This is a genomic window from Sulfurovum sp. bin170 (assembly GCF_010892395.1).
Lineage (GTDB): Bacteria > Campylobacterota > Campylobacteria > Campylobacterales > Sulfurovaceae > UBA1140.
Genome location: NZ_JAACKB010000240.1, coordinates 1 through 2,960, shown reverse-complemented (window position 1 = coordinate 2,960; position 2,960 = coordinate 1). Strand labels below are relative to the sequence as shown.

The 2,960-nt window shown below is 35.2% G+C and carries 3 protein-coding genes; all 3 read right to left on the bottom strand.

The window, feature by feature from the left end:
• Positions 1-223: hypothetical protein (locus tag GSY74_RS05765; protein WP_164664151.1), on the bottom strand; the 223-nt coding region annotated here is incomplete at its 3' end.
• A gap of 21 nt (positions 224-244) precedes the next feature.
• Positions 245-1,099, bottom strand: coding sequence for a S1 RNA-binding domain-containing protein (locus GSY74_RS05760; protein ID WP_164664150.1), 855 nt, complete (start codon positions 1,097-1,099; stop codon positions 245-247).
• Entirely contained in the window at positions 1,099-2,910 is a 1,812-nt protein-coding gene (gene dsbD, locus GSY74_RS05755; protein WP_164664149.1) for a protein-disulfide reductase DsbD, read from the bottom strand. Before dsbD ends, GSY74_RS05760 begins: the two co-directional genes overlap by 1 nt.
• Positions 2,911-2,960 lie beyond the last annotated feature (50 nt).

The window sequence follows — 2,960 nt, the reverse complement described above, 5'->3', positions numbered from 1 at the left end:
TATCAAAAAGTTCAGATATAGAGTCATGTTCTCTATCGAAATCATCTATACTTTTATAATTTGGGAAGTATTTGGAAAATCGTTTATTGATATAAAGAAGCTTTTTATTGTTGTCTCTAAGTATAATAATATTAACCGTCGCATCCAATATACCAGCAAGATAAGGATTCCCTCTCTCTAATTCACTGTTAAACGAAGATGATGTTTTTTTAGAAGATTTCATAACACAACCCCTTTATAAAAATTAGACTTCTTGTAAAACTCTAATTCCATTACCTTCTAAAAGAATTTTTTTATCGGATATAAGAGAAGTAAGAGTTCGCTTAAAACTTTTTTTACTCAAAGCAAAAACTTTCATAATATCCTCTGCATTACTTTTCGAATTTAGAGCGATAAATCCACCTCTATCTTTGAGAAGTGCAAGAACTTTTCTCTCATACACATCACTTGTGGATTTTTTACCAATAGGTTGCAGAGCCAAATCTAACTTTCCATCTTTGCGAATGTTTTTTATATAGGCCTCTTTTCTATCTCCTACAGATAAACTCTCAAATATTTCATTATCAAATAGCATACCCTCGTATAGATTTTCAACTATTACTTTATAACCCAATGGAGTTTTTGAGAGTACCAAAACTGCTACTTTTTGATTTTTCTCCAACCCATCGGTCTCATATGAGAGCCACTTACCTATCTTGTGAGTTCCATATAACCGTCCTGTCTCTTTGTCTACGCAAACTCTCAATATAAATTTATTACCAATATTAAAGTGACACTTCTGTTGAGAGAGAGGAACAAAAAGGTCTTTTGGCAGACCCCAGTTTACAAAAGCTCCATATTGCTGATAGTCAACTACTGTAAAATAGCCAAACTCACCAAGCATCGCATAAGGGTATCTAGTCGTAGCAACTATCCTATCTTCTGAATCAGTATAGATAAAAACCTCAATCACAGAACCAATAGGCATCTCATCTTCCATAACATAAGCATTGGGGAGAAGAACCTCTTCAAAATTTTCTGCTCTAAGAAAAAGACCATAATCTGTATCTCTCTCTACCCTAAGATAGTTTATTTTACCAATCTCTATAGTTCTATTCATTATTTGATTGTCTTTAGATGCTTAGTAAATGGCTCTGCACCAATAAATCCTGTAAGAGATTTTTTAGGTAAAAATTTGTTCTCTTTATCAAAAAATATAATATTTGGAGCGCCAAACAGACTATACTCTTTTAAGAGAGCTTTATCATCATCTGTCTGCTCTGTTATATCTATAGTAATAAATGTAAATCTCTCTAGCTCTTTTACTACAGCAGGGTCTGGAAAAGTCAGAGCCTCTAGTTCTCTACATGATTTACAAGATTTTTTACCAAAATCAACCACTACAGGTAAATCACTCTGCTTAACCTCTTCAAGAAGTCTCTCTACAGAGTAACCTAAATGTGATTTTTTATCAACTTTATTAGACCCCCATGGTTTAGAAGATGAAGGAGCATCTGTGGTATTAAGAACAGAAGAAGCTACAATCTTTGGAGTAGCTGTAAACTTCTCAAATGGATGCATCATAGAGGTTGAACCACTCAATAGACCGATAAATAGAGACGCACCATAGATTAGTGATACGAATGCCATAAGTTGAAAGAGTTTTGAAGCACCTTGCGACTCTTTGCTACTGTTAAATGCACCCATATATAGAGCCAGACCAATAAATAGAAGTGACCAAAGTAACATAATAGTAGTCTCACCAAGAACTCCACTAAACATAGAGATAGATAGTGCCAACATCGTAACACCAAAGACTTGTGATACTCTAGTCATCCAGCCACCAGGTCTTGGCATGAACTTACCAGCACCAGCACCTACGAGTAGTAGAGGAACTCCCATACCCATACTCATAGCAAAAAGAGCTGTTCCACCAAGAAGAGCATCTCCTGTTTGAGAGATAAAGATAACAGCACCTGCTAGAGGAGGGGCAACACAAGGACCAATAATAAATGCGGAGAGGAAGCCCATAATAGCTGTTCCTACCACTCCATGACCTTGTGCATTGTCACTTGCAGAGTTTATTTTTGATTGCCAAGAGGATGGTAACTGTATCTCAAAGTATCCAAAGAGTGATATTGCCAATGCGAAGAACATTAGGGCAAATATTGTTAACACTAAAGGACTTTGCATTATAGCCTGTATATCTGCCCCTAAAATACCCGAGAGAACCCCTACTATTGTATAGGTGACAGCCATAGATAATACATAGATTAGAGAGGTGAGGAATCCTTTCATGGCATTAGGTTTACCTGAACCTGATTGAGAGACAATAATGGAGGAGAGAATAGGTATCATTGGGAAAATACAAGGAGTAAGTGCCAAAAGCAGACCAAGGATAAGAAATAGAAAGATTATAAAAATTGGACTCTCATGAAGTAGTATATCTACTATAGCATGAGTGTTTTTTTCACTAATAGCCTTTTTAAGCTTATCCCATACACTCCCCTGTGGAGCCTTAAAGTTATACTCTTTCTCTATCGTGTTATAGCAGATACCCTTATCAGAACAACCCTGTAGCTCAACCACTAAAGTATAATCACCAGATACGTGAGAAGTAATATCCGCTATAGGTATATTGACTACAATATTACCTTCGTGAACCATTCCATCTTCAGTTTTATGTGGAGTAGGTCTATTGACAGTTAACTCAAACTCTTTTGGCTTAATAATTCTATATTTCAAACTCTCATCTGCAACATGAATTTTGTCAGCTAAAATAATTTTAGTCTCGATCATATCCCCATTTTCAACAGCAGAAACTTTAAATGCCTCATCTGGTGATAAAAATTTTGATTTAGCTTTAAGAGCAGATGAAAAATCAGCACTTAAAAAGAGTGTCACAAGCAGAAATAATTTTAAGATTCTCATTGAATTTTAGTCCCTTTTTACAATTGAATAGTCTATATATTTATATATTT

Excerpts from the sequence above, each read along its gene's own strand:
- GSY74_RS05760 (WP_164664150.1), bottom strand. The coding sequence starts at position 1,099 with ATGAATAGAACTATAGAGATTGGTAAAATAAACTATCTTAGGGTAGAG.
- dsbD (WP_164664149.1), bottom strand. The coding sequence starts at position 2,910 with ATGAGAATCTTAAAATTATTTCTGCTTGTGACACTCTTTTTAAGTGCT.